The sequence below is a fragment of the Helicobacter pylori genome, from assembly GCF_001998165.1.
Lineage (GTDB): Bacteria > Campylobacterota > Campylobacteria > Campylobacterales > Helicobacteraceae > Helicobacter > Helicobacter pylori_DL.
Genome location: NZ_MTWR01000047.1, coordinates 1 through 26,576, shown reverse-complemented (window position 1 = coordinate 26,576; position 26,576 = coordinate 1). Strand labels below are relative to the sequence as shown.

28 protein-coding genes and 2 pseudogenes are annotated in these 26,576 nt (G+C 38.7%); 7 read left to right on the top strand and 23 right to left on the bottom strand.

Annotation, left to right across the window (positions count from 1 at the left end; translation table 11 throughout):
• Positions 1-17: 17 nt before the first annotated feature.
• The 17 genes and pseudogenes from BZK24_RS06075 to BZK24_RS05995 form a co-directional block, all read right to left on the bottom strand.
• A pseudogene (locus tag BZK24_RS06075) lies at positions 18-1,271 on the bottom strand (HsdR family type I site-specific deoxyribonuclease); the annotation flags it as partial.
• Positions 1,272-1,283: 12 nt separating this feature from the next.
• A complete protein-coding gene (locus tag BZK24_RS06070) occupies positions 1,284-2,621 on the bottom strand; it encodes a restriction endonuclease subunit S (RefSeq protein ID WP_077656884.1) in 1,338 nt (445 codons plus the stop codon).
• A gap of 47 nt (positions 2,622-2,668) precedes the next feature.
• Positions 2,669-4,729, bottom strand: coding sequence for a heavy metal translocating P-type ATPase (locus BZK24_RS06065; protein WP_077656883.1), 2,061 nt, complete (start codon positions 4,727-4,729; stop codon positions 2,669-2,671).
• Positions 4,730-4,753: 24 nt separating this feature from the next.
• Positions 4,754-6,274 carry a YifB family Mg chelatase-like AAA ATPase gene (locus BZK24_RS06060; protein WP_077656882.1) on the bottom strand — a complete coding sequence of 507 codons (1,521 nt, stop codon included), beginning with the start codon at positions 6,272-6,274 and terminating at the stop codon, positions 4,754-4,756.
• Between the two features lie 5 nt (positions 6,275-6,279).
• Positions 6,280-6,804, bottom strand: a complete 525-nt coding sequence (gene def / locus BZK24_RS06055) for a peptide deformylase (protein WP_077656881.1) — start codon at positions 6,802-6,804, stop codon at positions 6,280-6,282.
• 4 nt (positions 6,805-6,808) lie between these two features.
• The gene (clpP, locus tag BZK24_RS06050) at positions 6,809-7,396 is read right to left on the bottom strand and encodes an ATP-dependent Clp endopeptidase proteolytic subunit ClpP (protein ID WP_000540573.1); all 588 of its coding nucleotides are present in this window, start codon (positions 7,394-7,396) and stop codon (positions 6,809-6,811) included.
• Positions 7,397-7,416: 20 nt separating this feature from the next.
• Positions 7,417-8,772, bottom strand: coding sequence for a trigger factor (tig, locus tag BZK24_RS06045; RefSeq protein WP_077656880.1), 1,356 nt, complete (start codon positions 8,770-8,772; stop codon positions 7,417-7,419).
• A 106-nt stretch (positions 8,773-8,878) separates the two neighbouring features.
• A complete protein-coding gene (locus BZK24_RS06040; RefSeq protein WP_077656879.1) occupies positions 8,879-9,715 on the bottom strand; it encodes an outer membrane protein in 837 nt (278 codons plus the stop codon).
• Between the two features lie 28 nt (positions 9,716-9,743).
• Positions 9,744-10,526 (bottom strand): flagellar sheath lipoprotein HpaA, encoded by a 783-nt coding sequence (gene hpaA / locus BZK24_RS06035; protein ID WP_077656878.1) that lies wholly within the window; start codon positions 10,524-10,526, stop codon positions 9,744-9,746.
• A 112-nt stretch (positions 10,527-10,638) separates the two neighbouring features.
• Complete coding sequence (gene moaC / locus BZK24_RS06030; protein ID WP_077656877.1) at positions 10,639-11,115, bottom strand: cyclic pyranopterin monophosphate synthase MoaC; 477 nt, start codon at positions 11,113-11,115, stop codon at positions 10,639-10,641.
• A gap of 8 nt (positions 11,116-11,123) precedes the next feature.
• Positions 11,124-11,654 carry a molybdopterin adenylyltransferase gene (mog, locus tag BZK24_RS06025; protein WP_001193314.1) on the bottom strand — a complete coding sequence of 177 codons (531 nt, stop codon included), beginning with the start codon at positions 11,652-11,654 and terminating at the stop codon, positions 11,124-11,126.
• A 12-nt stretch (positions 11,655-11,666) separates the two neighbouring features.
• On the bottom strand, positions 11,667-12,104 hold the full coding sequence (locus BZK24_RS06020) for a molybdopterin synthase catalytic subunit (RefSeq protein WP_077656876.1): 438 nt from the start codon (positions 12,102-12,104) through the stop codon (positions 11,667-11,669).
• Positions 12,105-12,326 carry a MoaD/ThiS family protein gene (locus BZK24_RS06015; protein ID WP_000230572.1) on the bottom strand — a complete coding sequence of 74 codons (222 nt, stop codon included), beginning with the start codon at positions 12,324-12,326 and terminating at the stop codon, positions 12,105-12,107. It abuts the gene before it with no gap.
• A 77-nt stretch (positions 12,327-12,403) separates the two neighbouring features.
• Positions 12,404-12,982 carry a GTP cyclohydrolase II gene (gene ribA / locus BZK24_RS06010; protein ID WP_000825060.1) on the bottom strand — a complete coding sequence of 193 codons (579 nt, stop codon included), beginning with the start codon at positions 12,980-12,982 and terminating at the stop codon, positions 12,404-12,406.
• A gap of 88 nt (positions 12,983-13,070) precedes the next feature.
• The gene (locus BZK24_RS06005; protein WP_242423421.1) at positions 13,071-13,817 is read right to left on the bottom strand and encodes a DUF3943 domain-containing protein; all 747 of its coding nucleotides are present in this window, start codon (positions 13,815-13,817) and stop codon (positions 13,071-13,073) included.
• Positions 13,818-13,997: 180 nt separating this feature from the next.
• A complete protein-coding gene (locus BZK24_RS06000; RefSeq protein ID WP_077656874.1) occupies positions 13,998-15,032 on the bottom strand; it encodes a bifunctional 3,4-dihydroxy-2-butanone 4-phosphate synthase/GTP cyclohydrolase II in 1,035 nt (344 codons plus the stop codon).
• Between the two features lie 176 nt (positions 15,033-15,208).
• The gene (locus tag BZK24_RS05995) at positions 15,209-16,069 is read right to left on the bottom strand and encodes a glycosyltransferase family 25 protein (protein WP_143424388.1); all 861 of its coding nucleotides are present in this window, start codon (positions 16,067-16,069) and stop codon (positions 15,209-15,211) included.
• Between the two features lie 81 nt (positions 16,070-16,150).
• Here BZK24_RS05995 and BZK24_RS05990 point away from each other — a divergent pair, with 81 nt between their 5' ends.
• Complete coding sequence (locus BZK24_RS05990; RefSeq protein WP_077656873.1) at positions 16,151-16,771, top strand: M48 family metallopeptidase; 621 nt, start codon at positions 16,151-16,153, stop codon at positions 16,769-16,771.
• 10 nt (positions 16,772-16,781) lie between these two features.
• Here BZK24_RS05990 and BZK24_RS05985 read toward each other — a convergent pair whose 3' ends face one another.
• The 6 genes from BZK24_RS05985 to BZK24_RS05960 form a co-directional block, all read right to left on the bottom strand.
• The gene (locus tag BZK24_RS05985) at positions 16,782-19,163 is read right to left on the bottom strand and encodes a TonB-dependent receptor family protein (protein ID WP_143424387.1); all 2,382 of its coding nucleotides are present in this window, start codon (positions 19,161-19,163) and stop codon (positions 16,782-16,784) included.
• 201 nt (positions 19,164-19,364) lie between these two features.
• Positions 19,365-19,721, bottom strand: a complete 357-nt coding sequence (acpS, locus tag BZK24_RS05980; RefSeq protein ID WP_077656872.1) for a holo-ACP synthase — start codon at positions 19,719-19,721, stop codon at positions 19,365-19,367.
• A 6-nt stretch (positions 19,722-19,727) separates the two neighbouring features.
• The gene (gene fliL, locus BZK24_RS05975) at positions 19,728-20,279 is read right to left on the bottom strand and encodes a flagellar basal body-associated protein FliL (protein ID WP_000797017.1); all 552 of its coding nucleotides are present in this window, start codon (positions 20,277-20,279) and stop codon (positions 19,728-19,730) included.
• Between the two features lie 8 nt (positions 20,280-20,287).
• Positions 20,288-20,890, bottom strand: coding sequence for a 16S rRNA (guanine(966)-N(2))-methyltransferase RsmD (rsmD, locus tag BZK24_RS05970; protein ID WP_077656871.1), 603 nt, complete (start codon positions 20,888-20,890; stop codon positions 20,288-20,290).
• Entirely contained in the window at positions 20,869-21,195 is a 327-nt protein-coding gene (locus BZK24_RS05965; RefSeq protein ID WP_077656870.1) for a dihydroneopterin aldolase, read from the bottom strand. The genes rsmD and BZK24_RS05965 overlap by 22 nt, the downstream gene beginning before the upstream one ends.
• A gap of 473 nt (positions 21,196-21,668) precedes the next feature.
• A complete protein-coding gene (locus BZK24_RS05960; RefSeq protein ID WP_171972416.1) occupies positions 21,669-22,694 on the bottom strand; it encodes an SAM-dependent methyltransferase in 1,026 nt (341 codons plus the stop codon).
• 108 nt (positions 22,695-22,802) lie between these two features.
• On the opposite strand from BZK24_RS05960, the gene BZK24_RS05955 reads away from it, so the two are divergent.
• From BZK24_RS05955 to BZK24_RS05930, 6 genes and pseudogenes are all read left to right on the top strand, one after another.
• Positions 22,803-23,420, top strand: coding sequence for an MBL fold metallo-hydrolase (locus BZK24_RS05955; RefSeq protein WP_021174498.1), 618 nt, complete (start codon positions 22,803-22,805; stop codon positions 23,418-23,420).
• Positions 23,421-24,188 (top strand): HesA/MoeB/ThiF family protein, encoded by a 768-nt coding sequence (locus BZK24_RS05950; RefSeq protein WP_077656869.1) that lies wholly within the window; start codon positions 23,421-23,423, stop codon positions 24,186-24,188. It begins immediately after the preceding gene.
• A 15-nt stretch (positions 24,189-24,203) separates the two neighbouring features.
• Positions 24,204-24,977, top strand: coding sequence for a flagellar motor stator protein MotA (motA, locus tag BZK24_RS05945; protein ID WP_000366185.1), 774 nt, complete (start codon positions 24,204-24,206; stop codon positions 24,975-24,977).
• 2 nt (positions 24,978-24,979) lie between these two features.
• Positions 24,980-25,753 (top strand): flagellar motor protein MotB, encoded by a 774-nt coding sequence (motB, locus tag BZK24_RS05940; RefSeq protein ID WP_077656868.1) that lies wholly within the window; start codon positions 24,980-24,982, stop codon positions 25,751-25,753.
• Positions 25,750-26,196 carry a hypothetical protein gene (locus tag BZK24_RS05935; RefSeq protein WP_077656867.1) on the top strand — a complete coding sequence of 149 codons (447 nt, stop codon included), beginning with the start codon at positions 25,750-25,752 and terminating at the stop codon, positions 26,194-26,196. The genes motB and BZK24_RS05935 overlap by 4 nt, the downstream gene beginning before the upstream one ends.
• Positions 26,197-26,264: 68 nt before the next feature.
• Positions 26,265-26,576 (top strand): annotated as a pseudogene (locus BZK24_RS05930) (hypothetical protein); the annotation flags it as partial.

The following is a 26,576-nucleotide window of genomic DNA, read 5'->3' as shown; positions in this document are numbered from 1 at the left end:
TTTTGTATTAGTTAGATGCTCCTGTGGCATTCATCAAAAATCATCACAACCTCTTCATTAAAAATCGCATGCCCTTTAGAATGGGCTTTAACGAATTTGTCTAATTTTTGGATCGTGGTGATAATGATTTTAGCGTTAGGGTTTTCAAGCTGTTGTTTTAGAATCTTGGTGCTTGTGTTGGAATTAGCGCAATCTTTTTGGAATTTATCGTATTCTTTCATGGTTTGATAGTCCAAATCCTTCCTGTCCACCACAAACAAGACTTTTGAAACGCCTTCTAATTCTTTAGCCAAAGTGGCGCTTTTAAAGCTCGTTAAGGTTTTACCGCTCCCTGTGGTGTGCCAGATATAGCCTTGGCTTTTCTTATAAGTTTTACTATCATGCGTGGCTTTGATTTTTTCCAAAATCCTTTCGGCCGCTACGATTTGATAAGGCCGCATCACCAACAAAACCTCTTCGCTTGTGAAAACGCAATAGCGCGTTAAAATATTCAAAAGGCTGCGCTTTGCAAAAAACGCCTTAGCAAAATCCATTAAATCCTCAATATTATGATTCTTGCTGTCCGCCCAATAATTCGTGAATTCAAAAGTATCGGCTTTATGGTTTTTTTCAATTTGGGCTATTCTTGTGGTGTTTGAATAGTATTTAGAGCTCGTGCCGTTACTGATGACAAAAATCTGCACGAACTCAAAAAGCCCGTCTTCAGCGCTAAAACTATCCCTTTTATAGCGCTTGATCTGGTTGAACGCTTCTCTAATCGCCACGCCTCTTTTTTTCAATTCCACATGCACTAAAGGCAAGCCATTCACAAGGACGCTCACGTCATAGCGGTTTTGATATTTCCCCCCTTTATTGCTATATTGGTGGATCACTTGCAAGGCGTTTCTATGGATATTTTTCTTATCAATGATTTTAATGTTTTTGGTTTTCCCGTTCTCTAGCGTGAGATTAAAAATCGGATCTTCTTGGATCTTTTTTGTTTTAGCCTTATAGTCATCGTTTTTATTAGCGATGAATTGAAAATAAAGAGTGTCCCATTCTTTGGGCGTGAAATGATGATCGTTAAGCTTTTCTAACTGCTCTTTTAAATTGTCTTTTAATTCCTTTTCGTTGTGGATTTTTTTAAATTCATAGCCTTGTTTTTCTAAAAGTGCGATAAACTCCCTTTCTAGCTCTGCTTCGCTCTCATAAGCGCTTTTCCTTTCATTACTGCTATGAAATTGCGCTACTACCGTGCTTTCATTGCTTTCTGCGATCGTTTCGTAATTCATTTTTTAACTTCTTTATGGGGGGGTTAGTGGTTTGAAAGTCAATAGTTTTTCTCTGTAATATTCGTATTGCTTTTTTCGGGCTTTTATTTCAGCGGGGATACCGGCTAATAAATCGGTGGTTAAAATTGAAAATTGATCCAAAATCTTAACGATCTCTTGTTGGATCTCTAGGGGCGGGATGGGGAACTTATATTTTTTAAAAGCGGTCATATCCACAGAAGCAAAACCTGAAACATTAATATTATTTTTGCACCATTCCCCTAAAAGAAAGCATTGGTAAAAAAAGAATTTCATGTCTAAAGCAAGATCACAATTCGCTTTTTTGCTTAAAAAAGTGAATCGTTGATTCGCTAACGAATCAACGATTAAAAGGGCATGCTCTCCTATGGTTGCTGTTGTAGAAATAATAATAGAGTTTTTAGGGAATAGTTTTTTACCCTTTAAAGCCTTTGGGGTAATGTGTTGGATAGAGTCTTTTAAAATCCTCCCATTTTCTCTAAGGTCTTCCATTCTAAACCAAGGGATAGTCCCATTTTTCCAAAATTCAGGATTGTTTTTTGAGGGGGTGTAACCATTTTTAATTTCAAAAACCTCTTCAAGCGTTTTAAACTCCACCCCCTTAGGCGCTAGAGTGTGGAGTAAAGCTTTCAAGCGTTTGGGGTAGGGTTTTTGCGCCAATCTTTCTTTGGCGTCTTTGCGGTTTTGGTTAATATCGTTAAAGTCTAAAAGCATGTTTTGGTAATACTCGTATTGTTTTTTTCGCGCGTTTAATTCTGTGTTTAATTCTGTGTTTAATTCTGTGAAAGCGTCCAAAATCTTAACGATCTCTTGTTGGATCTCTAGGGGTGGGATGGGGATGGTTATTTTTGAAAGCAATTGCTTTGAAACATTGAAGCGTGTTACACCATTAGCAACTTTTGAAATATTTTTCCTAAAATTGTAATCCCTTAAAAAATGTTTAAGAAACGATGGATTAAATAAATTCTTATCAAAAAATCTAAAACCAAAACAAAAACTATTAAGATAAATATCTTTTTCAATCTTTTGAGTAACTACGCAAGACATCGCACAATCCTCTAAATTTTCAGATGAACCAGTAAAAAGCACATCGCCTAATTGAATTGTATTTTGTTTTTCTTTATCCCCTATTTGAACGCTTTCTAAAGCATTTAGATCTAATTGCGGATTATTAAAAACATTGATATAAGGAACATAAAATTTATTCCCTTGAGAGAAAGATTTTTTACTTTTTCCAACAAGTCCGCTATAAAATTCCCCAATATCCCCCAACTTCCTAAACCCCACCCCCTTAGGCGCTAAAGTTTGGAGTAAGCGCTCTATTTTATGCATTTGGTTTCCTTTAAATTTCTAAAACGCTAGCGATAAAAAGGCTCTTTTTAAGCCCTCATCGCGCGCATGGAGTTGGCTAAGGCTAAAAGCGTAACCCCTACATCGCCAAAGACCGCTTCCCACAAGCTCGCTACCCCCATAAGCCCTAGCACGATAAAAACCGCTTTAATCCCCAAAGCGAACAAGATATTTTGCCAAATAATGCTTTTAGTTTTTTTAGCGATCGCTAAAACTTTCACTAACGAATTTAAGGAGTCATTAGTGATCACAATGTCTGCACTTTGCTTGCTCAATTCTGAGCCTTTCCCCATGCCAATCCCCACATCAGCGCTCGCTAGAGTCGGAGCGTCATTGATGCCATCGCCTACAAAAATCGCCGGGGCTTTATAGCGTTCTTTAAAAGTTTTAAACACGCTCGTTTTTTCTTCAGGCAACAAGCTTGCATAATATTCACAGCCTAGAGTTTGAGCGATGCTCTCAGTCGCGCTTTTTCTGTCCCCGCTCAAAATGCAAAAATTTTCTATCCCTTGCGCTTTTAAATCCCTTAAGCACTCTATGGCGTCATCTTTAATCTCATCGCTAATCACAATATAGCCTATATAATTTTGGTTAAAAGCCACATGCACAATCGTGCCGTTTTCTTTGGAAGGGCTGTGCGCGATATGGAATTGATCGAGCATTTTTTCATTCCCTGCGATGATTAAATCCGTATGGCATTGCGCTTTAACCCCCATTCCGCTCACTTCTTCGTAATTTGTAATGTCATGCTGGTGCTTATCGTTCCTTAACATTTCTTCGCATGCTTTTTGAATGGATAAAGCGATCGGGTGCGTGGATAAAAGCTGCGAACAAGAAGCGTAATGCAAAACTTCTTCTTTAGAATGCCCGTTTTGCGGCACAATATCCATCACTTTAAAAACGCCTTTAGTCAAAGTGCCGGTTTTATCAAAGGCGATGCTTTTAGCTTGGGTAAGCACCTCTAAAACATGCACGCCTTTCATTAAAATACCCTTTCTGCTCGCCGCTCCCACGCCCCCAAAATACCCTAAAGGCACAGAGATCACTAACGCGCAAGGACAGCTCACCATTAAAGCCACAAGCCCCCTATAAATCCACTCATCAAAGCTCCCCATAGAAAACAAGGGCGGTAATACAGCAATCATTAGCGCAATGAATAAAACGCTCGGGGTGTAGTAGCGTGAAAATTTAGTGATGAATTTCTCGGTTTCGCTCTTTTCATTCGTGGCTTGTTGGACTAAATCCACCACTTTAGCGATGGAAGAATCTTTATACATTTTTTCTACTTTAATTTCAAGTACCGCTTTTAAATTCAAGCTCCCCCCTAAAACTTTAGAGCGTTCGCTGACATTAACAGGCATAGACTCTCCACTCAACGCCCTTTCATCTAGCAAACTTTCGCCCTTGATCACCACGCCATCCACAGGCACTTTTTCGCCAACTTTCACCACCACAATGTCATTGACTCTTAAATCTTCAGGCGCAACGCTCACTAATGCATCGCCCTTTTTCAAATAAGCCAGATTAGGAGCGACATCCACTAAAGCCTTAAGGGATTTTTTAGAGCGAGCGATAGCGAGTTTTTGCAAAAATTCGCCCGCTGAATAAAACACCATAATAGACACGCTCTCTTCATAAGCCCCCACGCAAAAAGCCGCAATAGTCGCAATGAGCATCAAAGCGTTTTCATCAAAAAACTGCCCTTTTCTAAGCCCACGAAACGCCCCTAAAATCACATCTTTACCGCTCACTAGATACACCAAAGCCAACACGAAAAACACCGCTTTTTCAATCAAAGGGCTAGGATTTAGGTGTAAGATTAAAATCGCACCCAAAAAAACAATGATTGTAATAATGAGTGGGGTAAAACTCAAGGGCTTTTCTGCGGTCTCTTTAAAAGACAGACTCAAATGCGGTTCGTTTTGTTTGATGAAATCCTTAACTTTTTCAAAATCGCTCGTATCCAAAAACAGCTTACTGGTGCTGAAATTGATTTGAGCCTTTTTCACATAGTCTAATTTGTTTAAATCCCTTTCTAATTTAGACGCGCAATCAGGACAATCCAAATTGTGAATGTGGTATTCTTGCATTTTCTCTCCCTTATAAAAATCCTTTTAAGAAATCTTTCTAAAACTCAGCGCTTTGAGCATGTGAGATTTTTCTATATTCTCGCAAGCGTTTAAATCCGCAATCGTCCTAGCGACTTTTTTGACCTTATTGACAGAGCGCATGGACAGATTAAACCTTTCAATCGCCTGCTCTAACAACTTTTTTGCTTCAGCGTTTAAAGGGCAAAATCGTTCTATCTGCTCTTCATTAAGCTTACCATTAAAAGCGCTCTGTTTCCTTAACTTTTGCTGTTTGAAAGCTAATAATACTAATTGATGCATCTCTTTTGAAGTCCAAGAATGCGACGGCGTGTCTTTATAATTCCTCTCTTCCATTTGCACAAACAAATCAATTCTGTCCAAAAAAGGCTCGCTCAAGCGGTTTTTATACTGCGTGATTTCTCTATCTTGGCAACGGCATGCTTTGGTTGCGCTGAGTAAATTCCCACACAAGCAAGGGTTTTGAGCCCCCACAAATAAAAAAGAGGTTTCGTATTCAATCTTGCTATGCACTCGTGAGATCACCAATTTATTGTTTTCTAAAGGCTCTCTTAGAGCTTCCAAAATATCCTTTTTAAAATGAGGCAATTCATCAAAAAAAAGCATGCCGTTATGCGCTAGCGCGATTTCGCCAGGTTTTGGCTCTTTTAGAGAGCTTGAGCCTAAAATACTGGATTTTGAAGCGCTTTGGTGAGGGTTTCTAAAACTCCTTAAAGGGTAATAGGCGCTGTCTTGCTCGCTTAAAATGCGTAATTTTGTCGCTTCTAGGATTTCATTCAGGCTTAATGGAGGCAAGATATAACGCATGCGATTAATAATCATGCTTTTCCCACACCCTGGACTTCCCTCTAAAATCAAGTTATGAAACCCAGCGCTAGCGATCAAAGCGGCTTCTTTAGCGACAGCTTGCCCCTTAACTTCTTTAAAATCTAAGGCATAGGCGTCTGAAAAATAATACTCTTTATCGTTCAATTCTATCGTTTTAAAGGGTAATTTTTTCGTGTGGGTGTCTGCTTTGATTTCAGGGTTTTGCAAGATTTCTAACGCTTCTTTAAAATGATCCACAAAAAAGCATTGCAAATTAGGGATGAGCGAAAAAAGCTCCTCATTCGCCTTAGGCGCAATGATTTTGGCATGGGGGCGCTTAATGGCAATGTCTAAAAGCATGGGGAAAATGTTAGAATTGGGTTTGATCTTGCCATCAAGCCCTAACTCCCCAAAAGCAAACCACTCTTTAAAAGCCAACTCTTGTTTTTGCAAAGCGATTAAAAGAGCGATAGGCAAATCAAAATGGCTCCCGGATTTAGGCAAATCCGAGGGGGAAAGATTGATGGTGATTTTTAAAGGCGGGAAAGTGAAATCGTTATTCTGTAAAGCCGATTGGACCCGCTGTTTGGCTTCTTGGATAGAGTTATTAGCCAGGCCTGAAATCACAAACGCCGGCAAAGCCCTTGTGAAAGTCGCCTCCACGGCCACGATTTCTGCCACCCCCCTTTGCATGGTTGCACAAAATATCGTGTTGATCATGGTTGTTACTCGCGTTTTTGTTGTTTTTGCAGCTCTTTGAGTTCTTTTTCAAATTTCTTACGCTTCAAAATGGATAATTTATCCACGAATAACACGCCATTGAGATGATCTATCTCATGCTGAATGGCTACGGCTAATAAAGCGCTCGCTTCTAAAACTTTCATTTCAGCGAAGCGGTTTTGATACTCTATCTTAACCTTTTCAAAACGCTCCACCTCTTCATAAAATCCCGGCACAGACAAGCACCCTTCTCTATACATCATTGAACCCCCAGTTTCTATAAACTTAGGGTTAATGATTTCTAGGCAATCTTCTTTGTGTTGCACGCCGTCTTCTTGCGGGAGATTGATAATGAGCATTCTTAAAGGCAAGCCCACTTGAATAGCGGCTAACCCTATCCCCTCACTAGCGATCATGGTTTCATGCATGTCATCTAGCTGTTGGTGGAGTTTCGCATCAAAAGAAACGACCTCTTTAGAAAGCGTTCTTAAGATTTTAGAAGGGTAATGGATAATCTCTAATAACGCCATGCAATCACTTCACGTTTTTCTGTAACACTTTATCAATCAAGCCATACTCTTTAGCTTCTTTAGCGCTCATGTAAAAATCCCTATCCGTGTCTTTAGCGATTTGCTCCAAACTCTGCCCTGAGTTTTGAGCCAGAATAGAATTCATCAAACCCTTAAGCCTAAGGATCTCGTTAGAAATGATTTCAATATCGCTCGCTTGCCCTTGAGCCCCCCCTAAAGGCTGGTGGATCATAATCCTTGAATGGGGCAGTGAAAAGCGCTTGCCCTTAGCCCCACAGCTCAGTAAAAACGCCCCCATAGAAGCCGCTTGACCGATGCAAATCGTGGAAACATCAGGGCGGATAAAATTCATGGTATCATAAATGCTAAGACCGCTTGTTATCACCCCACCGGGAGAATTGATATACAAGCCAATGTCTTTTTCAGGATCTTCAGCTTCCAAAAACAAGAGTTGGGCCACGATAGAAGACGCCACGCTGTCATTAATTTCACCGCTCAATAAAACAATGCGATCCTTTAAAAGGCGCGAGTAAATATCATAGCTGCGCTCCCCACGATCGGTATTCTCTATTACATAAGGAATGTATCCCATCATCTCTCCTTTTTAGCCGTTCAACCCACTTGAGTTTTTTGAGCGTTAGGCCTCATTTTCTCTAAAATTTCTTGCTGTTCTTTAGGCAGGTTTTTATCCAACAAATAAGCCAACACCCTATCTTCAATCATCGCCATTTTCACCGCCGCTAACATGTTATTTTTGCGGTATTGTTCAATGAGATTTTCTGGGTTTTGCCCTGTCATCATCGCTTCATAATACAAGGTTTGAAAGACTTCATTGTCATGCACGCCAATTTTTTCTTCCTTCGCTAAAGCGTCAATGATAAAAGTGATTTTCACGCTTTTTGTCGCATCGTTCCTAAAGCTCTCACGCTTTTCTTTGGTTTTTTCTTGACTTTCTTGTAAGGATTTGACTTCTTCAGCTTGCATGGAATAAAGAGCGTTCCTGAACAACAAATCCATTTCTTGCTCTATGATCGTTTTAGGCAGATCAAAAACGATTTTTTCATCTAAATTTTCAATCAATTTTTCTTTCAGCTCTTCGTTATAGAGTCTGGCTTTATTTTCTAAAAACAACTGCCCTTCAACCCTTTCTTTTAAAAGCTTTAAAGTCGCATTTTCTTCATTGGCTAAGACGATTTTAGCGAGTTCGTCATTGATTTCTAACGCTTCACGTGCTTGAATCTGGTGCAATTTCACTTTAAAAAGGGCTTCTTTGCCGGCTAAATGCTCTGCGTGGTATCCGCTAGGGAAAGTCAAAGGGAATTCTTTTTCTTCGCCCACTTGCATGCCCAAAAGAGCCTTTTCAAAATCTTCTAACATTTGCTTACTGCCTAAAATCAAATTGAAATTCTCAGCCTTGCCCCCTTCAAAAGGCGCATTATCTATAAAGCCTTCAAAATCAATCGTTAATTTATCGTCGTTTTGGGCTTTTCTTTGAGCGTCAGTATCCACAAATTTCGCGTAATCTTTAGCGAGCTGTTTCAAACGCTCATCAATTTTTTCTTCATTGGGGATTTCCACTCCCACGCTAGGCACGCACTCTTGGATCTTGTCTAAAACAATCGTGGGTTTTAAGCCGATGTCCGCTTCTATTTCAAAATGCGTGTCTTTTTTTTCAAATTTAGTGAAATTGGGGCTACCGATGAGATCCTTATTTTCAATCCCTAATTCTTTAAGAGCGTTTTTTAAAACCTCTTGAATCATCTCTTCTTGAGCGTCTTGTTCAATTTGGGCTTGATAACGGGTTTTCACTAAACTAAGGGGGACTTTACCTCTTCTAAAGCCATCAATCTTAACTTTTTGGGCGATTTTTTGAGCGATTTTATCATAACGCTTTTCTAAATATTCAATAGAAGGTTTAGTGCTCAAACGGGCGTTAGCGGTGTCAATCTTTTTCACTTCAAGATTCATTTCTTTCCTTAAAAAATTAAAAGTTTTATAGTCATTATAGCTTAATTTGTTTTAATTCCGGTTGATAAAAAGCGGTTTTAATTCTAGTTTTCAAAAATTTAAAAAACTAAAAGTCATAAGTTGAAGTGAGATAGACAGAAATATTGCGCTTGAAATGAAGGGTGTATAAAGGGGTTTTAAAATAATCATTGGTTAAAAAGGGGATGTGCGCGCCAAATTCTATCGCCCAATTCTTATACCTTGAAAAGCGGTAACGATACCCCACATTCAACATCACTTGAAACATGTAAGGGTGATAAACGCTTGAAGGATCTTTAGCCCACTTTTTAAAAATCTTTGTTTCATAAAACCAGGTTTCTCCCACGAAATTCATCCCTAAAATCAGCGTCCCAAAAGCGCGTTTGTATAAAAAGTCAGCTCCTGCGCCATAAAAAATAGCGTTGATAAAAGTCTCTTTTCTTTGCAACTTTTCTCTATAGCTTTTAGGGATCTGCGAACTCTCCCTCAAACTATCGCCCAATACGCCCTTATTTTTAAGAAAAAACCCATAAGCATAATCCAAAGAAATATAAAAACGCAAACCATAGTGCTCTTTTTTAGGAAAAAATTGTTTATAGCCATAAATCAAACTGACTTCAGCAAAGGGAATGTCTCGGTATTTTGAATGGTTTTCAAATTTTTCCCTGCTCTGTAGCCATGACATTTGCACCACGCTTGTGCCATAATAATGGGAGCTTTTGTCTATGTTAAAAGGTTTTCTTTTGGGCTTTTTAGACTCAGTAAAACATGGGGGGTGGGTTTTGCCCCTTAAACACTTCTTGGCTAAAAACCGCTGGTATCCTAGATCTTCTTCTTTGGCGATCGTATAAGTAACCAGATCATCAGCCCTTAAATACACGCTCAAAAAGAACGCTAAAACACCCCCTTTAAGCAGTTTGTTCAAGCGTTCTTTATCTTATGCGTATTTGTTTTTATCGGTTTCTCTTGTTTTTCAATTCCTTGGCGTCTTTTTGATAAGATTCTAAATTCTTTTGAGTGAGTTTTTTGTCTATTTCTTGCATGATATTTGTAAAAATCTTATTCAAAGCGCTCTTGATCGCATCATTAGAATTATCCGTCCCCTTAACCATGGTGCTAACTAACCCTCCGCTATGGCTTGAATGGGTGGTTTTTAAGAATTTTTCTTGAATGTCTAACTCGCTCAAATCCATCGTAAAGGAATCTAAAGATTCCCCACTCATAGGCTCTAGTATGGTAACCTTGACAAAACCGGCCGGGATTAAAACCCCTTCCATTTTATCCAAACCAGTGGAGAATAATAACCCGGGTTCTGATTTTTTCTGTATGGTTCTTTTAGGATCGGGGCGTAAAACAATTTCGCCATTCATAGCGACAGCCAAATACCCTTCTTTTTTTTGCGCAAAAGAAAAATCGTCTTTATCGCTGCTATCTACATTAATAACCTTATAGCCCTGATTTTGCAAAATCTGCTCAACCTTGAGTGCGGTTTGATTCTTGAATTTGTTTTCATACTCTTTAGCAATATTATCGCTGTATTGGAAAGCTGGCTTTAAAAGTAAAATCTTTTCATCTAACGCTTGAACTTTCTCGCTAGCTGGATGGTAATTCAATTTCAAAGCGACTTCATTGGTTTCAATAATATGCGGGCTACATCCCACTAATAAAGCCGCCACGCTCACGCCTAAAAGGCATTTTTTCCATGCAAAATCTTTAAAATGATTATTTGCTTTCATCGTTCTATCCTTGATTGTAATATTTTAGACTTCTATAACAACGAAGCAACCAACACGCTTTTGTTGTCAAAATGTTATTTTACCCTAACATCTTTAGATTATTAGTTTTTTTCTATTTTTTAGCGTTATAATCCCCGCTTTTGCCTCCACTTTTATGTTCCAACATCACACCGCTAATTGTCATGCTCTTATCAATAGCTTTCACCATGTCATAAATGGTTAAAAGCCCTACGCTCACACTCATTAGCGCTTCCATTTCTACGCCCGTTTTAGCTTGAGTTTTGACTCTCGCATAGAGTTTAAAGCTGCAAGTCTCTTCTTCTTCTAAAATATCAATATCCACCCCATTGAGCATGATTGGATGGCACATGGGAATGAGTTCGCTTGTCTTTTTAGCCCCCATAATCCCAGCAATAATAGCAGTTTGTAACACCGGACCCTTTTTGACGCCATGATTGATAATAGCGTCATAAGCCTCTTTATTCATGCTGATACGACCGCTTGCTAGAGCGATTCTTTCAGTGGTTTCTTTATCCCCTATATCCACCATTTTAGGCTGGTTTTCTCCATTCAAATGAGTGAGCGGCATTTTTTATCCTATTGTTTGGGGCGAAACGCTTGAATGTTTTTTTCATTCACTTGCATATAATTCCCTAAAATCAAATCCACGCAATAAGGAATCGCCGGAAAAACCGCCTCTAAGCATTCTCTAATACTTTTTGGCTTACCAGGAAGATTAATGATCAAACTCTTATTCCTAATGCCAGCGCTCTGGCGCGATAGAATCGCTGTAGGCACATATTTTAAACTAGTCATTCGCATAAGCTCTCCAAAACCAGGAAGCATTTTTTGGCACACCTTTTCTGTGGCTTCTGGGGTTATGTCTCTTAAAGCAGGGCCTGTGCCTCCTGTAGTAACGACTAGATCGCATTGGTATTCATCGCACATTTTAATGAGCGATTTTTCAATCAAATCCCTTTCATCAGCGACGATTTCATAATGAAATTCTAAAGGATTGAGCAGATATTCGCTCAACACTTCTTGTATCGCCTTCCCGCTTAAATCTTCATAAATCCCTTTTGACGCTCTATCGCTCGCGCTCAAAACGCCTATATGAATCGTTTGCACTTTAACTCCTTTTTAAGCTAAAAGCCCGCTCCCTTTTAAAAGGTGGCTTCTTTCTTTGGCATAGATGCGTTCATTATCAATCAAATCGTATTTCCAAATAGGGGCGTTACGCTTAAAATCTTCAATAAAATCTTCGTATAGTTCTAAGGCGTTTTTTCTATTCTTTCCCATTAAAACGCATAAAAATGAGCTTTGTCCTATCAAAACATCGCCCAAGCTGTGCGCCATTTTTAACACCACGCCCAAATCTTTGGCTTTATGGTGCCATTTTTCAAACCAAGTCTTTAATAGCGCTTCATAAATATCAAAACTCAAGCCTTGAATGTTACCCTCTTTTCTCACAATCCCCACAAACACACAAAACGCTCCAAAGTTTTTCATGCGAGCTTCTTCTTGGTAGGCTTTCAAAAGCTTGTCAGTATCCAATGCCCCTTGAACGATTTTTAACACCTAGCCCCCACAAACCGGTGGCAACAAACTGATCACATCGCCATCTTTTAAAGGCGTGTTTAAATTGTCTATTAAATGATCATTAAGGGCTATCGCGCAAACGCCCAACCACTCTTTTAAGCCCTCTTTTTCTTGTAAAATCGCTCTCAATTCCTTTAAATCATTCGCTTTGATGAAAAAATTTTCTTCTTTTATGGGTCCAAAGAATCGCACTTCTACCATCATTTACCCTTATATTAAATCTTTAAAAGCATGATTTTAAATATTTTCAAAATCTCTTTGGAAAGCGCTTTTAGTTTTCACAATAAATGCCCCATTTTGAGCTTTTTAACTTCCAAATACCCTTGATTGTGTTCGTTAGCGCACACAATCAAGCTCTCTCTTGTTACTTCAGCGTATTTTTCTAAAGCGGCGATTTTTTTAGGGTTATTCGTGAGCAAGCGCATTTTTTTAATATGGTAATATTCTAAAATTTCACCCGCAACACTATAATCCCTTTCATCGTCTTTAAACCCTATCATTTCATTGGCTTGAATGGTATCATAGCCCTTATCCTGTAAAGCGTAGGCATTGACTTTGTTAAATAGCCCTATCCCACGCCCTTCTTGGCGCAAATAAATCACTAGCCCCCCTTCTTTAGAAATCCTTTCTAACGCCATTTGCAACGCCCCTCCGCAATCGCATTTTTGAGAGCCTAGAGCATCACCCGTTAAACATTCTGAATGCAAACGCACTAAGGGGTTTTGAGAAAAATTAGGGGTGAAAATGACCAAATGATCTTTAGAGCCATTAGAACCCTTTTCTCTAAAACACTGGATATAAAACTCCCCAAATTGAGTGGGTAATTTGGCTTGGTTAGAGACTTCTAATCGTTTCAAGGATACTCCTAAAATTAGTTTTAAAACGCGTCTTTTAAAAAAAGGTATTCTATCAAAACTCTTTATAATTTTCTTAAATTTTAAATTCTTAAAATTTGTAGGTTAAATTCAAACCATTGGGGCTTAAGCTGGAACGGATTTCATGTTTATTATAAATCCCTAAAGCTTCCCCAAGCCCTAAATCCCTAATGATAAAACCGATAGGATCCATAAGAGCGATAACCAAACGCCCTAAGAATAAAGAGCCAAAAAGCTTGCCTTCATTGCGTTGGATATAACGCGTGAGCTGGTAAAACCCTTCCCCTAAAATGGAGCCTAATAAAGGCGTGATCACTAGATCCTGCCAGCTAGGCACTTCCACAAACGCTTCCAAGCCATATTCCCAAAAAAGCGTGGAAGTGATAAAAGAAAAAAACGCTGATGCCATCCAGCCAAACCCAGCCATGCGCGGTTGCATATAATACATAGCCCCAAAATAAGGGTGCAAAATTTCATTAAAAATAAAACTATCGTTGTCTAGTTTTGGCCCCATGCGGACATTTTCAAACCAACTTTTGATCCCAAACTTTTCTCTATCCCAATTCGTTACGCTCTCTGGCATGAGATACAACCCCACAATCCCTATCACCAAAGACACGCCTAAAATCCCAACACTCGTGCCTAAATATTTCCAACGGCTATTAGGGGTATAAGGGATCGTGTTGCTCTTTTTAAACTTCTTTTTAAAGTGTTGCCAAATAAGATTTTTGGGGCTTCGTTTGAGCGTTTCTTCTAATTGAATGCTGTTAGCGTTTAAAAAACTACAGCCTAACCCCCAAATAATAACGCAAACTATCCAAATCTTTTGGAAGGTTTTTAGGAATATTTTCAATAATATTTTTAGGAATGTTTTTAATGAAATCAGCATAAACTCTATTATTACTCTCATCAGGTTGCAAACTTTATTGCTTGACTTAAAAAGAGTTTATTATATCTTAAAAACATTACAACACATTCAATAAAACTCAACAAGCCTTCAAAGGCTAATCGTTTCTACAAGCTTAAGCCCAAACCCGCTCAAAGCCTTATACTGCCTGTCTTCAGAAGAGCTTAAAAGCCTGAAATCCTTTATCCCCAAATTTTTTAACACTAACGCCCCGATCCCAAAATCTTTAACGATATTGTTTTCTTTAGAATGCGTGTTCATAAAGATCAAATAACCCCCTTCGCGCTTTAAATATTCTAACGCTTTAAAAAACACTTCAAACGCGTCAGTCGTCAAAAAATCAAAATCCTCTTTGATAGGGTGGAAACGCACTAAAGGGGCCAAATCATGGTTTTTTGCGCCTTTAAACTTAAAAGCGTAATGGTTTTTTTGTTGGTGGTCTAAAAAAGTGTAGCATTGCGTTTGGTGTTTTAAAAATTCTCTTTCTTCTTGGCAAAACATTTTCAATAAACTTTCATTTTCCAAACGATAGCTAATCAAATCAGAGACATAGAGGGTTTTAAGATTATGTTTAATGGCGAAATCGCTCAAAAATTTATCCCCTCTCCTCGCCATAGATCCGTCTTCTTTCATGATTTCACAAATCACGCTCACGGGTTTTAATCCAGCTAATTTGCACAAATCCACGCTCGCTTCAGTATGGCCCGTGCGCGCTAACACGCCTCCATCTTTGGCGATTAAAGGGAAAATATGCCCCGGGCGCACAAAATCGCTAGGCTTGGTGGTGTCTTTACACAATAATTCAATCGTCAAATGCCTTTCAAAAGCAGAAATCCCGGTTTTGGCTTCTTTAGCGTCAATAGAAACCGTGAAAGCGGTCTCATGGTTAGAATCATTCACGCTAACCATAGGGGGTAATTCAAATTTTTTCGCTAAATCTTTGGTTAAAGACACGCAAATCAACCCCCTAGCATGCGTGGCCATGAAATTGATTTTCTCAGGGGTAGAAAAAATCCCAGCTAAAACCAAATCCCCCTCATTTTCTCTGTCTTCATCGTCCATAACAATGAGCATTTCGCCATTTTTATACGCTTCTAAAGCTTCAGTAACTCTTCTTAAGATCATTCTGACTCCCTAGTTTTATTCAATGATATTGAGTTTTATAGAAAAAAGAAATATAGCATGTTTAATAACGATTATTACTTTATTGCTTTATTTAGCAAACCGCATTTAGCAAACCGCTAAGCCTTTAAATCAATTGAATGAAACTCCCCCTATTCATGCAAGAAATACTCAAAGACTTATTCTAATGTTTGCCAATTCTGATTAATTTTTGAGCTATACCTAAAAACTTTATCCAAGATTTTAATCGCGCCCTTGTGTAAAAAACGGCCAATCCTGATGCTTAAAGGTAATCTTTTAGGCCTTTGTTTTTCTGTGTTGGAATTTTGAGCGTTCATCTCATCGCAAGCGATCGCAAATTCTTCTAACACATAGTTTTTGACCCCATGCCAATAATGCCTATCCATCACGCAATCTATGGGCATCACCCATTCTTTTGCGCTGTATTTCAATAATTTTTGCGCGGCTTTGGGGGCTAAAACATACCCTTGAGTGCCAATGCCATCTTTAAAATTTAAGATTTGAGAAACCCCTTTAACGGGAGTTTTTTGTTTAGCCACATTTTCTTCTAAATGCATCAAGCGGATATAGCCTAACTCGTTGATGTGTTTATCACAAAACTTCAGGCTCTCTTTAAAATGTTCTTTTAGGGTTATATCGTCTTCTAAAATACAGATCGCTTCATTGAGTTCTATGCATTTTTGCCACAATGAATAATGGCTCGCATAGCACCCAAGCTCCCCAAACCCCATCCTCTTCCCGCAATGCTTGAGCGCGTAAAAGAAATTTTTGAACGCGCAAGGGGGGTGTTTTTTATTCTTACAAAAAGCCAATAAATCTTCAACCATAAAAGAAGGGTGCAAATGCTCTAAAATCAAGGGGTGTAATTGAGTGGGAGAGATTTTAGAATAGATCGCATCAAAAATTTCATAAGAGATCCCTTGAAGTTTAAGGCTCTCTAAAAGGGGGGTTATATGAGTTTCTTTTAAAGAGAAATTTTGACAGGTTTTTGGGCTTAAATGAATAATAAAAACACGCATGTTAGCCTTAATTCTTAATGCAAATAAAATCAATATCAAACAGACTTACATTCTAGCGCAAATTTTAGTAAAATACGCATCATGTTAGATGATATTCCTATTACCATTCAAAAAAGTAAAAAAATCAAAACCCTGAGCTTGAATATCACGCCCTCTTTGGAAGTGATTCTAAAAATGCCCAATTCTTGCTCTCAAGCTAGAGCGAACGCTTTTTTAAAAGAGCAAGAAGCTTGGCTAAAAAAAACCTTTTTAAGCATGCAAGAAAAACACTCGCTCTTGCGCGCTAACCTAGAAAAATATAAAAACAAAATCCTTGTGTTTGATGAGATGAAAAACGCCAACGATTACACCCTAACAGAACTTAAAAAAATCTTAAAAACTTATTTGGAGCGAAAACTCCCCTTAATCGCTCAAAAAATGCAAACTTCATACACCCATTTCAGCATTAGAAACAACGCCAAAGTTTTAGGGAGTTGCTCTTATCATAACCGCTTGAGTTTTGCTCTTTTATTGGTTTGCGCTCAAAAAGAAGCGATTGATTATGTCATCATCCATGAGCTCGCCCACACGATCCACAAAAACCATTCCAAAAATTTCTGGCGTTGCGTTCAAATCTTTTGCCCCAATTACCGTGCTCTAAGAGATCATTTAAAACAAAGGGTTGTCTTTTATACCCAACTGCTCAAGCCATTACAGCCATAAAGATTAAGCCTTAAAAATTATAGCTCACATACGCTGTGATGCTCCTGGGAGGTGCGGCTTCTTTCCCGTTAGGGCTAGTGCCTATCCCGCTAAACCAATATTTCATGTTAAAAATGTTATTGATTTGCAAGCTCGCATTAACGCTTTGCTTTTTGCGTTCCCACAAAGTGGTAGAAATTTGCAAATTCCACACCCAATACCACGGCGTCATGCCTGCTGTTTTAGTGATAATAGCCCCATTTTTGATCGTGGGCGCGTATTCTGTGAAAGGCACGGTGTTTAACACATCTGTATAAGCGCGGCTATAAAAGAAAGAACTCAACCCGATCGTGGTTTTAGCGTAAGTGTAACTCGCGTCTAAAATGAATTGGTGCGGGCTGACAAAAGGGAGTTTTTTGCCAAAAATATCTTTTTTAGGCCCTTTAGGATTAGCAGGGTTAGTTACCATCGTGTGGCTGGTGATATTGGCATCTATGAAAGTGTAAGCCGCATGGAAATTAAGCCCTCTAATAGGCGTGTAGTAGAGTTCTAACTCCACGCCTTGCGATCTCGCATTGACCGGCTCTCTGTTGTCCCCATAGCGCCCGGTAAAATAATTATTCGCAAAAATCACAAAATAATTCGCGTTAAAACTCACTTGATTGTTGAAATAATATCTTGAGCCGCCTTCCATGACATTAAAGATTTGAAAATAATCCGTGCTTGTGCCTACAAAACTACCGATATTGCTGAATTGGGGCGGGATATAACTTCTTTGATAGTTGAAATAAAACAACCAATCTTTAATGGGTTTATAACCGACATTCAGCGCCGGATTCCACTGGTTATAACGATCTTTAATGGTTTTTCCTGTTTGACCTTCTTTAAAAGGGGGAGCGTCTTTTTTTTCGTAATTTAAAAAAGTGTATCTCAAACCCGGCGTGATCGTTAGCATGCCGTTATTGAAATTGATTTCATCGCTGGCATACACGGCGGTATAATTGTTGAAATTATTGAGTGAAGTTCCTGCATCAAAACCACTCCCATTATTAGGCACGCTAGGGTTTTTCCTGGTGGTGGATCGGCGGTATAAATCTTCGGTTAAAAACCGCATTCCCATGTTAAAAGTTTGTTTGATTTTACCGGTATTGACGATAAGATTGAGTTTTGGCTCAAAGGCATTCACCACGAAGCGGCGGATCTGATCAAAAAATTGCCAACAAGGGCTATTCGTATCGCTATAAGAATACAGACCGCAATTAGGGTTAGTCGCGCTGATTTCTCCCTTGCCTTTAAAGGGTAAAATCTTATTTTGACTGCTCATATACACGCTTTGGTATTGGTTAGAAAACCCAAAATCCCTACTCATGTCATGCGTAAAATAAGTGAATTTAAAATCTCCCCCCACTTTCCTATCCGGATCGCCAAAATAATTTTGATACACAATCCCAAAGCGCTTGGCTCTCCCTCCATCTTGATTGTCAGGGCGCTCATTAATGAAGCGGTTATAGGCATAATCTTGCGCGCTCAAAGTGCCAGGATGGTAAGAATTGTATTGATAATACTGGTAATAAGCTTTAAAAGTATTGGTCGCATTAATCTTATAAACCGCATCCAACAAGTAGTTTTGCACCTTTGTAGGGCTGTTTTGCCTAAAACCTTGCCCATTAATCCAATTGCCTTGAGCGCTAATGCCTATATACTTACCCAACATCCCGGCCGTTCGCCCATAAGTGTTAAACAGCATTTGATTGCCTAAAGTTTGGGCTAAGGGCTTGCCTTTTTCCTCGGGATCTACAAAATTCCCATTAGAAGAGCGCCCCCAAAAAGTGATCCTTTCAGCCGCTTGATTTTCCCATTCTTTTGGGATTTCTTTAGTGATGACATTCACCACGCCTCCAAAAGTGTTAGGGCCGTATTGGACGCTTGTGCCCCCCTTAATCACATCAATCCTATCCACTGACTGGAAAGTTACAGGGAAAATCGCCAATTCAATATTAGAATACGGCGCGCCATAAATGGGGATACCATTGACTAAAATCATGTTGGTATTGCTATGCCCGTTACCGCCCCCACCAAAACCGCGCACCGAAATTTTAGGCAGCACGCCCGTGCCTGTAGCGTCTCTGATTTGAATCCCAGGCACGTTTTGCAAAGCGTTTTCAATATTCAAATTCCCCGTTTTTTTGAGTTCTTTGTTGGAAATCACCGTGCGAGAGCTTGTGGAATTGCGCACCTCTTCGCTTTGATATGAAAGCGGGGCGCTGGAACTGAATTTTTGCTCAGTGGTTGTAACTTTTTTTAAAAAATGGTGCTTATCTTCTTTTGCGCCAACCAAAGAGTTAAAAGACAAAAAAGCCAAAGTGTATAACGCTAAAAAATACGGGGTTTTTACCCTCAAATAACCATTCATTATGATAACCTTTCTTATTTAATTCAAACCGATGCATATTATAAAAATAATTATTATAATTAACTTAAATTTTGAAGTTTGATTTTATTTATTTACAATTTGTTATCAAAACGATTTGAAAAAGGTTTTTTGTGTTTTTTAAACAGCCACTAAGCGCTTTTTAAAACAGAATGTTACGGGAGTTTTAAAATGCGTTATTTATCAATTTGACGAAGAAACCATCACAACCGCTATCGCAAAACCAGCGTCATGGCTGATACTCGCGCTCAAGCTTTGGATGTTGAAATAATCCATTTTTTCTTTGGAAAGGGTGATTAAGGGGGCGTTTTTAGAGCTTTTAGAGATTCGTATATCCAAAAAGCTCAATTCCTTACCGATGCCTACTTGAAGGGCTTTAGAGCAAGCCTCTTTAAGCGCGAAAAACCCGGCGATACTGCTGGATTTATCCTTGCATAAAACAATCTCACTTGGCGATAAAAAACGCTCTAAAAACTTCATTTTAAAGCGTTTTACGCACTTTTCTACCCTAGCAATAGAGACAATATCTACGCCAATCATTTAAAACTATTGGATGATAAAATCAGTGAAAAAGACATTTTTAATAAAGCCATCAATCAAAAACGAATTCAAATGGCTCTTAATTTCATCTTTAAGCTTGTTTTTACCCTTATTAGTAACCACTTCTTCCACGCTTTTAGACGATAGAATCTCTATAATCGTGTCCTTAATCGCTGTGTCCTTAACCTTGACTTCATTCAAAAGCTTTTCATTACTCAATTCTAACGAAATGGAAGCCTTAAGGTAGCGTCGGCCATTTTGAGAGACCAAATTCACCGCAAAAGGCGCATCAATCGCATACAAAGGCCCAAGCACTAAATATTGCTGGATATTAGAGCCTTCTTTGGCTTCTTGATTTTTGTTCGCCATAGGATTAGCTTGAACTTCTTGGGTGTTTTTAGAAGCGTTTTCTTTGGATTCTTCCTTATTCCCCATAAGCAGCATGATAATCACCCCCACCAACAAAAGCATCACTAGCACGCTTCCAATAATGACAAATAAAAGGGCTTTGCTTTTTTTGGGGGGTTGTTGCGCGGTATTTTCTTGTTCTTCTGCCATGCCTATTCCTATTGAAAATAAGTTAAAGTGGTTTTCCCAAATTTTTTCTGTTTGATTATAGCTAAAGTTGTAAGATTTTTAGGCATCTCATGCACGCTTTCATGCTCAAAAACCACTAAAAGATTTTTTGAATGAGAGCGGTTTAATAACCTTTCTAAAACTTGAAAACACTTTTCATAAATCCCTAAAAACCCGCTTGTTTCAAAAGGAGGATCCAAATAAATAATATTCAAAACGCCATTTTTTAAACACAGCACGGGCAAAAGCTTGAAAGCGTCATCTAAAAAGGTTTGAATTTCCATTTCCTTTTTCAAGCGGTTTTTAAAGAGGGAAATATTTTCTAAGAGCGTCTTATAAGCGTCTTTATTTTGCTCAAAAAACACCGCGCTTTTAGCCCCCCTACTCAAAGCCTCTAAACCCATAGAAGCGCTGCCTGAAAACACTTCTATAAAATGCGCTCCATTAATTTCTGCTTGCAAGGTGTTAAAAAACGACTCTCTTACGATCGCTTTGGTGGGGCGCGTGCTAGAAACGTTAGGCAAATTCAAGCCTAATCCCTTACAAGCCCCCCCAATGATCTTAAATTTTTTTACTGGCTGATGATTTGGCATAATTTTTGGGTGTATTCTTCTAGTAATTGCTGAATCTTTTGCTCTTTAGAAATTTTCATTTCTTCGCAAGGTTTTTCGCTCGTCTTTAAAGCGCGATAAAAATTTTTGACATCTTCTTTCACGCTCTGTTTAGTGAAAGGCTTTCTTAAATATTCTTCTATAAAGCATAGGGGCTTATTAATCTCTAGCGTTTCATCATCGCTTAAAACAAAATCGCAAACTTCCACAGAAGAGAGGCAACCGCTCAAATAAAATTCCAAACTCCTTTGAATCAACAAAGACTTGCAAGAAAGAAAAATTTTCAAAAAAACCCCTTTATCCCATCAATAGGCTTAAATTGTTTCAAAATTATAGCGATTCTTTCTTTTAAACACCAATATTAAATAAATAAATAAACTTAAAAAGTGTTTCATTTTATAAAAAAGAAAAACAGAATGTTAAAAATAAAGCTCAAATAACATCTTTTTTTTTTTTTTTTGGTATAATGGCCGGCGAAGGTAAGAGCGAAGGGCATTATATTCCTTCCTTCTTTACTATAACTTAGCATTTTAATAAACTTTTTCATTAAAATGTCCTGACGCTCTTACCTTTAAACTGAGAAAGCAAGTTAGTTTCTCTCCAACTTTTCAAACAAACTGAGTCCCAAAAGCGTAGCGTTTAATAGTAAATACTTAGTATTTAATATTCTAAAAAATCTAAGATACCAATTCCCTCTTCAAAAATACGCGAGCTCTTTGTTATTAGATTGTAAAAATACTTTTGATCATTTTTTTATATTTTATTTTTTCACGAACTCCAACGCCTTGAAGCGCTCCCCTAAACCCCCAGGGCTAATTAGGGGCTTGATTTTAGCCGCTTCTTTTAAATACCTTTCATAACTCACGCTCTTTGAAAACGCTTCCAACAATCCCATAAGCCCCATATCCAGCAAAGCGTTAGCCTGCGATTTGAAGAATGAAAATCGCACATCGTGTTTTTCAAACAAAAAGCGCACCAAAGAAAAATTGACATCATAAGTCAAATCGCTTTGCTGATACAAAGAAGCCAGATGGTTTAAAATATCCTTAAAATCCAGCGCTTGGTGGTTTTTAAAAGCCCTTAAATGCATGTCTTTTCGCTCTGTTTCATCGCCATAATCAAAGCTCAAAAACACCCAAGAAGAAGCCTCATTCAATTTTTCTAACAAATTTTTAATGAAAGCCTCTAAAAATAACGGTGCGTACCCTTCTTTTAAATTCAAATTTTTAAGAAGTTCTTTAGTGGGTTCATCAATACCGCCCCAAACGCCTTGATGATCATGGGTAATAAAAAGCATTTGATTGTCTTTAATGATCTCGCAAGCGAACGCGTCAAACAATTCGTTAGAGACAACGAACGCGCTTTTTTTTTCTTTAAAATCAAGTTCTTCTAAAGTGCAACTGATTAGATCCAATTGCGTGGCTTGTTTGAAAATAGTTTGTTGGATATTTTGCAATTCCTTTAAAGGCTCACAGCTGACAAATTCGCATTTTTCCATTACGCCCACGCTCAAAGCGTTTAAAAAACTGGCTATATCGCTCAAAAGATGCCCATGATGAGAGCCAATTTCTACAATTTTTAAAGGCAAAAATAATTTTTCTTCTTCTAAAAGCCTAATGATATAAAACGCAATAGCGCCCCCAAAAAACTTACTCAAAGACACCGAAGTGTAAAAATCCCCTTTTGGACCGATTAGCGCCTTTCTGTAATACCCTTTTTCGCCATAAAGCCACTCTTGCATGTAATTCCCAAACGAACGCACGATTTCCCTTTTATTCAAACTCATTTTAACCAACAATAAGAGACCGCTATTCTAGTCAAAATCGCCTTATTTTTGCGCTATGATATTATAATTATAATGACTTTTTAGGCTAGTTTGAAGGGAGTTTAGAGTTTGGAAATTTTAAGGCGAGAGTGCGGAGCGGTGGAAGAAAACGCTTATATTGTGAAGCTTTCTGGTGGGGTGGATTTTATCATCGATCCCGGATTTTCTAGCAGCGAATGGGTGTTAGAAAACGCCAAGAACCCTAGGGCGATTTTAATCACGCATGGGCATTATGATCATGTATGGGATAGCACTCAATTGTCAAAAGCCCTTAAAGACACCCCCATTTACGCCCCAAAAGACGATGTGTTCATGCTAGAAAATGATATTTTCCATTTGGGCATGCCGGTTTTTAGCCCCACATTTAGCGTGCCTTGTAATAAGGGTTGCACCACTTTAGAGATAGCAAACACCACCATTAAATACTGGCATTTTCCCGGACATACGCCCGGTTGTTCTATCATAGAAATTGAAGGGGTGATTTTTAGCGGGGATTTTATCTTTTATCGCAGCATTGGCCGTTATGATTTCCCTTATTCTAATGAAAAAGACATGAAAGAGTCCCTGTTAAGGTTTCAAAATTTAGATTTCCCTAAAGACATAGAGATTTATCCAGGGCATGGGGATAAAACGAGTTTTTTTGCTGAAAGAGAGCATTCTAAAATTTGGGTTTCAAGGATGGCTTAATTGCTAAGCCGGCTAGACAAAGAACGTTATTTGCGCCATATCATGCTAGAAGATGTGGGCGAAGAAGGCCAATTGAAGCTTTTAAAATCTAGCGTTTTAGTCATTGGAGCCGGTGGGCTTGGATCAGCGGTTTTGATGTATCTGTGCGCTGCTGGGATAGGAAAAATAGGCATTGTGGATTTTGATTCAGTAGATATGAGTAATTTGCAACGCCAAATTATCCATTCACAGGATTTTTTAAACCAACCTAAAACCTCTAGCGCGAAAGCCCGCTTAAAACAACTCAATGCTGGTATTGAAATAGAAACCTTTGAAGAACGCTTTAAGGCCCATAACGCTCTTCCTCTCATAGAGCCTTACGATTTTATCATAGACGCCACGGACAATTTTAACGCTAAATTCTTGATCAATGACGCTTGCGTGTTAGCCCAAAAGCCCTATTCGCATGCCGGGGTTTTAAAATACAGGGGGCAAAGCATGAGCGTTTTACCTAATAGCGCATGCTTAGCGTGTGTTTTTGATAAGCCCCCTAAAAAGGGATTAAATCCTATTTCAGGGCTTTTTGGGGTTTTGCCCGGGGTTTTAGGGTGTATCCAAGCGAGCGAATGCCTTAAATATTTTTTAGGGTTTGAAACTTTACTTATAAATACTTTACTTATAGCCGATATTAAAACGATGGATTTTAAAAAAATTCAAGCACCCAAAAACCCTGATTGTAGGGTTTGTGGCACGCATAAAATCACGCATTTACAAGATTATGAAATTTAGATTAAGGGGTAAGTTTTGGATCTATCAACCATACTAGGCTTGGTATTGGCGGTCGCTTCTATTTCGCTAGGCGATATTTTAGAAGATGGCAACCCGTTGCACATTATCCATTTGAGTTCAGTCATCATCATCGTGCCTACTTCGCTTTTTGCCGCCATGACAGGCACGCATGCGCGTTACGTGAAAGCCGCTTACAAAGAGATAAAAATTGTTTTTTTAAACCCTAAAATCAATTTAAACGAAACCATTAAAAATTTAGTGGAATTAGCCACTCTGGCTAGAAAAGATGGGGTGTTGAGTTTAGAGGGGCGAGTGGCGCAAATTGAAGATGATTTCACCCGTAATGGCTTGTCTATGATCATAGATGGCAAGGATTTAAAATCCGTTAAGGAAAGCTTAGAAATCAGCATTGAAGAAATGGAAGAGTATTACCACGGCGCCGCTCATTATTGGGAGACGGCCGGTGAGACCGCTCCTACTATGGGGTTAGTGGGGGCAGTTATGGGGCTTATGTTGGCCTTGCAAAAACTGGACAACCCGGCTGAAATGGCAGCAGGGATCGCTGGGGCTTTTACGGCTACTGTTACAGGGATTATGTGTTCTTATGCGATTTTTGGCCCTTTTGGGCATAAGCTCAAAGCTAAATCTAAAGACATTATTAAAGAAAAAACCGTTCTTTTAGAGGGGATTTTAGGCATCGCTAATGGGGAAAATCCAAGGGATTTAGAAAACAAACTCTTAAACTATATCGCTCCCGGTGAGCCTAAAAAATCTCAATTTGAGGGCTAAAGATGGCTAAGAAAAACAAGCCTACTGAATGCCCCGCCGGTGAAAAATGGGCGGTTCCTTATGCGGACTTTTTGTCGTTGTTGCTCGCGCTTTTTATCGCTCTTTATGCCATTTCAGCGGTCAATAAATCCAAAGTGGAAGCCTTAAAAACCGAATTTATTAAGATTTTTAATTACGCTCCCAAGCCAGAGGCGATGCAGCCGGTTGTAGTGATCCCCCCTGATTCAGGGAAAGAAGAAGAGCAAATGGCGAGTGAAAGCTCCAAACCGGCTTCGCAAAATACCGAAACAAAAGCCACTATCGCTCGCAAAGGCGAAGGCAGTGTTTTAGAGCAAATTGATCAAGGCTCTATTTTAAAGCTCCCTTCTAATTTGTTGTTTAAAAACGCCACTTCAGACGCTATCAATCAAGACATGATGCTTTATATTGAACGGATCGCTAAAATCATTCAAAAACTCCCTAAAAGGGTGCATATTAATGTGAGAGGTTTTACAGACGACACGCCTTTAGATAAAACCCGTTTTAAAAGCCATTATGAATTAGCTGCCAATCGTGCTTATAGGGTGATGAAAGTCCTTATACAATACGGCGTGGATCCTAACCAATTGTCTTTTTCTTCTTACGGCTCTACCAACCCTATCGCGCCTAATGATTCCTTAGAAAACAGAATGAAAAACAATCGTGTGGAAATCTTTTTTTCAACCGATGCGAACGATTTGAGCAAGATCCATTCTATTTTAGATGAAGAATTCAATCCCCACAAACAGCAAGAATGAATCGCATGAATAAAAATTATCTTTTAATCTTTTTGTTGTTAGCGAGCCTTATTGCTAGAGAGAAGGACGCTTCTTCAAACCTTTTTGATTTGATTGATAAAGGGATCAACAGAGAACAAGAATTGAAAGAGCAGGAGCAAAAAACGCGCTTGAAACTGGCTCAAAGCCCTTTGGTGGCGTTAGAGATTATCCCTCAAGAAACGCCCTATTTAGAATGGCAAGGGGCTAGGGAGTCGTATTATTTGAAAGTGAGCGCTGTAGTGGAGAGCGTGGTTATTTTAAAGATTGACATCAATCAGGGGCGTTCTTGCTCGCTCTATCCCACGCCTAAAAGTGTTTCTTTAGTGAGGAATCAAAGCGTAGCCTATGAAATTTTATGCGAAAACCAGCCGTTATGGATAGAAGTTAGCACGAATTTAGGCAAACGCACCTTTCAGTTTTAACCTACAACCAACATTAAAGAATGCCTTTAGCATTTTAAAACCCCTTTATTCAAATAAGTTTGGTTATAATGCCAAGCATGGGCGTTTTTAAACAATTGATCAAAGAATTGTATGAATGGTTGCTCCATTCTATAGATGTGGCTACGCAGCATTTAGTTGCCATAGTATTAAAAATAAGCGTGGTAAAATATTTGATAAAAGAATTTCATGATCGCTTCATTTACTTTATAGACTTGCTCGCGCAACATTTTATCATCATTGCGCTTTCTAGTCTTCTCGTGCTGGTGTTTGGGGTTTTGATTGGGGTTTTTGTGTTTTATATTTCAAAGGCTAGTGCGTTTTTGCGTTACCATAATGAAAGTAGCGCAAGAATTTTGGTG

Bases quoted from the DNA above. Each gene is read 5' to 3' on its own strand.
- motB (WP_077656868.1), top strand. From the start codon at position 24,980: ATGGCTAAGAAAAACAAGCCTACTGAATGCCCCGCCGGTGAAAAATGG.
- BZK24_RS05960 (WP_171972416.1), bottom strand. From the start codon at position 22,694: ATGAGTTTGAATAAAAGGGAAATCGTGCGTTCGTTTGGGAATTACATG.
- tig (WP_077656880.1), bottom strand. From the start codon at position 8,772: ATGAATCTTGAAGTGAAAAAGATTGACACCGCTAACGCCCGTTTGAGC.
- BZK24_RS06015 (WP_000230572.1), bottom strand. From the start codon at position 12,326: ATGGTAGAAGTGCGATTCTTTGGACCCATAAAAGAAGAAAATTTTTTC.
- BZK24_RS05935 (WP_077656867.1), top strand. From the start codon at position 25,750: ATGAATCGCATGAATAAAAATTATCTTTTAATCTTTTTGTTGTTAGCG.
- fliL (WP_000797017.1), bottom strand. From the start codon at position 20,279: ATGGCAGAAGAACAAGAAAATACCGCGCAACAACCCCCCAAAAAAAGC.
- clpP (WP_000540573.1), bottom strand. From the start codon at position 7,396: ATGGGATACATTCCTTATGTAATAGAGAATACCGATCGTGGGGAGCGC.
- BZK24_RS06000 (WP_077656874.1), bottom strand. From the start codon at position 15,032: ATGATCTTAAGAAGAGTTACTGAAGCTTTAGAAGCGTATAAAAATGGC.
- rsmD (WP_077656871.1), bottom strand. From the start codon at position 20,890: ATGCCAAATCATCAGCCAGTAAAAAAATTTAAGATCATTGGGGGGGCT.
- BZK24_RS06070 (WP_077656884.1), bottom strand. From the start codon at position 2,621: ATGCATAAAATAGAGCGCTTACTCCAAACTTTAGCGCCTAAGGGGGTG.
- def (WP_077656881.1), bottom strand. From the start codon at position 6,804: ATGGCGTTATTAGAGATTATCCATTACCCTTCTAAAATCTTAAGAACG.
- BZK24_RS06060 (WP_077656882.1), bottom strand. From the start codon at position 6,274: ATGATCAACACGATATTTTGTGCAACCATGCAAAGGGGGGTGGCAGAA.
- BZK24_RS05995 (WP_143424388.1), bottom strand. From the start codon at position 16,069: ATGCGTGTTTTTATTATTCATTTAAGCCCAAAAACCTGTCAAAATTTC.
- acpS (WP_077656872.1), bottom strand. From the start codon at position 19,721: ATGATTGGCGTAGATATTGTCTCTATTGCTAGGGTAGAAAAGTGCGTA.
- BZK24_RS05990 (WP_077656873.1), top strand. From the start codon at position 16,151: ATGTTAGATGATATTCCTATTACCATTCAAAAAAGTAAAAAAATCAAA.
- BZK24_RS05985 (WP_143424387.1), bottom strand. From the start codon at position 19,163: ATGAATGGTTATTTGAGGGTAAAAACCCCGTATTTTTTAGCGTTATAC.
- hpaA (WP_077656878.1), bottom strand. From the start codon at position 10,526: ATGAAAGCAAATAATCATTTTAAAGATTTTGCATGGAAAAAATGCCTT.
- BZK24_RS06065 (WP_077656883.1), bottom strand. From the start codon at position 4,729: ATGCAAGAATACCACATTCACAATTTGGATTGTCCTGATTGCGCGTCT.
- moaC (WP_077656877.1), bottom strand. From the start codon at position 11,115: ATGCCGCTCACTCATTTGAATGGAGAAAACCAGCCTAAAATGGTGGAT.